Origin of the sequence: Pseudoalteromonas sp. SR45-5, assembly GCF_014163565.1 — a bacterium.
Classification (GTDB): domain Bacteria; phylum Pseudomonadota; class Gammaproteobacteria; order Enterobacterales; family Alteromonadaceae; genus Pseudoalteromonas; species Pseudoalteromonas distincta.
In genome coordinates this window covers 1-3,315 of record NZ_JACJDN010000458.1, presented here as the reverse complement: position 1 = coordinate 3,315, position 3,315 = coordinate 1, and the positions used below count along the sequence as shown (strand labels likewise).

Genomic DNA, 3,315 nt, shown 5'->3' with positions numbered 1-3,315 from the left:
CTCTTCAGCTAGCTTTCTTGCCTCTTCTGCTTGACGTTTCGCTTCTTCTTCAGCTTTCTTCAATGCGGCCTCTTCTGCTTCTTTTTGCAGACGCTCAGCTTCTATGCGATCTTTCTCAGACTTAGCACTTTGCTCTGGGGTCATCTGCTTTTGTTTCGCTTTACGCTCTGCATCAGCTTTGCGTTTAGCTTCTTCTTTGGCTTTACGGTCAGCTTCTTCTTTCGCTTTACGTTCTGCCTCTTGTTTCGCTTTTAATTCTGCGGCTTCTTGTTCAGCTTTTTGTTGCTGTTCAAGACGGGCTTTTTCTTCAGCGGCTAAGCGTGCTTGCTCTTGTTCTTGTTCCATTGCGCTTTTCTTCACGTAGGTACGTGTTTTGCGAACTTCAACTTGAACATCTTTAGCTTTACCCGTAGAACCAGTCACACTTAATGTGCTTTTGCTCTTACGTTGTAAAGTCATACGCGCTGGGCCATCTGAACCTGTACCACCATGATGCTTACTTAAATGATCAAGTAACGTTGCTTTTTCAGCTTCTGTTACGTTATCAGTTGCTTGCTTAGTGATACCTGCTTGTGAAAACTGCTGTAGCAATTTATCAACAGTTGTACCTATATCGCCGGCTAGTTTTTCAACATTTACTTCTGCCATAGTGTGTAATACCTCCGTTAATAAATTACTCGTCTGCAAACCAACAAATGTTTCGTGCAGCCATAATCAGTTCACCCGCTTTTACAGATGAAAGTTCTGTGATATCAACTAATTCGTCAATACCTTGCTCTGCCAAGTCTTCAAGTGTAACAACACCTTTGCTTGCCATAACAAATGCTAAGTGACGCTCTAAGCCTTCAAGCGCAAGTAAGTCTTCAGCAGGCTCTGCGCCATCTAAGCTTTCTTCCGTTTTAAGAGCTTTAGTTGTCAATGCATCTTTTGCGCGTGAACGCAATAAATCTACAGTCTCTTCATCAAGACCATCAATTTCTAAAAATTCAGACGCAGGTACATACGCCACTTCTTCAAGTGTCGAGAAACCTTCGTTAATAAGTAATGATGCAAACTCATCATCTATATCTAAATTTTCAGTGAATAAGTTAAGTAACTTATCAGATTCAGCTTCATTTTTAGTACGCATGTCTTCAACAGTCATTACGTTCAGTTCCCAGCCAGTTAATTGGCTTGCTAAACGAACATTCTGACCATTACGACCAATTGCTTGTGCTAGGTTATCGGCTTCTACAGCGATATCCATTGAGTGAGTGTCTTCATCCATTACGATTGAAGCAACTTCTGCTGGCGCCATTGCATTGATAACAAATTGTGCTGGATTGTCATCGTAAAGTACGATATCAACACGCTCACCACCAAGCTCAGACGATACAGCTTGAACTCGTGCGCCACGCATACCAACACATGCACCAATTGGATCAATGCGTTTGTCGTTAGATTTAACAGCAATTTTAGCGCGTGAACCTGGATCACGTGCAGCTGCACGTAACTCAATCATCTCTTCGCCAATTTCTGGCACCTCAATACGGAATAATTCCATTAGCATTTCAGGTTTAGAGCGCGTTACAAATAATTGTGCACCGCGTGCTTCAGGTTTAACTTCATATAAAAGACCACGGATTCGATCACCCGGGCGGAAGTTTTCACGTGGCAACATGTCATCACGGTAAATTACCGCTTCTGCGTTGTTACCTAAATCAAGTACGATTGCATCGCGAGTTGCTTTTTTAACAACACCCGTTACCAGCTCGCCTTCTTGATCTTTGTATGCTTCAACAACTAAAGCGCGCTCAGCTTCACGTACTTTTTGTACGATAACTTGCTTAGCCATTTGTGTTGTAATACGGTCAAATTTGATTGAGTCAATTTGCTCTTCAACATAATCACCCATTTGCAAATCAGGTTCTTCAACCTGTGCTGCTTCTAGAGTGATTTCGCTGTATGGGTTCTCTAAAGAACCATCTTCTAATACAGCGGCAATTTGCCAGCGACGGAACGTATCGTAATCACCGGTTTTACGGTCAATTGCTACACGTACTTCAATTTCGCCATCGTGTTTTTTCTTTGTCGCTGTCGCTAGAGCGAACTCTAGAGCTTCAAAAATCTTTTCTTTTGGAACCGCTTTCTCATTGGAAACGGCTTCAGCAACCAATAATATCTCTTTTGCCATGGGTAATGCCTCGCTTGCCCTATTCCTTCGCACTCGAATTTAAAACTTCGCGATTAAATTCGCACGTTCGATGTTACTAAGCATGATCAGATGCTCTGCACCATCGCTAGATAGTGTGATCATATCGCTGCTAACTGCTACTAAGTCGCCTTTAAAATTACGACGACCATCCTGTGGAAGTTTAGTACGCACGCGTACTTCCTCTCCTTGCGCCTGCTCGTAGTGATCTTGTTTGAATAATAGACGATCAACACCAGGAGACGATACTTCCAAATCATATTCATTTGTAATTGGGTCTTCGACGTCTAAAATCGCACTAATTTGGCGACTGGCATCCGCACAGTTATCAACTGAGATCCCATCCTCATGAGCAATATATACTCTTAAGGTAGAATGGCGACCCGCTTGTACAAATTCAAGACCATGCAACTCAAAGCCTAACATTTCTACCGCAGGCGTTAACATGGTTACTAAATCTTGTTCAAGTTTTGTCACGAAAATCCTCCATACAAACAAAAAAAGGGCTTATAGCCCTAAAATACTGAGTTTAAATTTTAATTTGATAGCAATTGCCACAAATCGTAAGGTGCAGATACAACAACGCCCCGAACCAAGCGGGGCGTCACACCAATAAAGCATAAAACTGTGTGGCCGAGGGCCAAGCTTGGTTGCGAGTCAGTAAACTGACCTAATTAAACTACATAGCCTAAAACGCAAAACGCGCATTACTTAGAATGCGCGATATAAATTAGTAAGGTAATACCTACTAGTAGAATTGGTTGCGGGAGCCGGATTTGAACCGACGACCTTCGGGTTATGAGCCCGACGAGCTACCAGACTGCTCCATCCCGCGCCAATAGATATCAAACCTTAAATTTAATATCGCTGTTAGCTGTTATACAACACGCTAAACAATGGCCGCTATTATAAGGATGTACAGGATAATTAGCAACTATAATACGCAATTAGTTTATAAAATTTGCAATTCGTCAAGATGCTAATTTAATGTATATGTAAGTAACATAAGTAATCAGCCAACTTTATAAAATTCCCATACTTGAGCCATAAAATGTAGTAGCTTATTATTTCAGGATAAAAATCAGATAAACTGAAGTTTAATAACTCTTAAAATACGTTTTAAA

At 41.4% G+C, this 3,315-nt stretch carries 3 protein-coding genes and 1 tRNA gene; all 4 read right to left on the bottom strand.

Annotated elements, in window-relative coordinates; genetic code table 11:
• The coding region (locus tag H5072_RS15070; protein ID WP_182693980.1) for a translation initiation factor IF-2 associated domain-containing protein at positions 1-648 on the bottom strand (648 nt) is incomplete at its 3' end.
• A 25-nt stretch (positions 649-673) separates the two neighbouring features.
• On the bottom strand, positions 674-2,173 hold the full coding sequence (nusA, locus tag H5072_RS15065) for a transcription termination factor NusA (protein WP_182693979.1): 1,500 nt from the start codon (positions 2,171-2,173) through the stop codon (positions 674-676).
• A gap of 39 nt (positions 2,174-2,212) precedes the next feature.
• The gene (gene rimP / locus H5072_RS15060) at positions 2,213-2,668 is read right to left on the bottom strand and encodes a ribosome maturation factor RimP (RefSeq protein ID WP_002958482.1); all 456 of its coding nucleotides are present in this window, start codon (positions 2,666-2,668) and stop codon (positions 2,213-2,215) included.
• Positions 2,669-2,949: 281 nt separating this feature from the next.
• Positions 2,950-3,026 (bottom strand) — tRNA-Met (locus tag H5072_RS15055).
• Positions 3,027-3,315 lie beyond the last annotated feature (289 nt).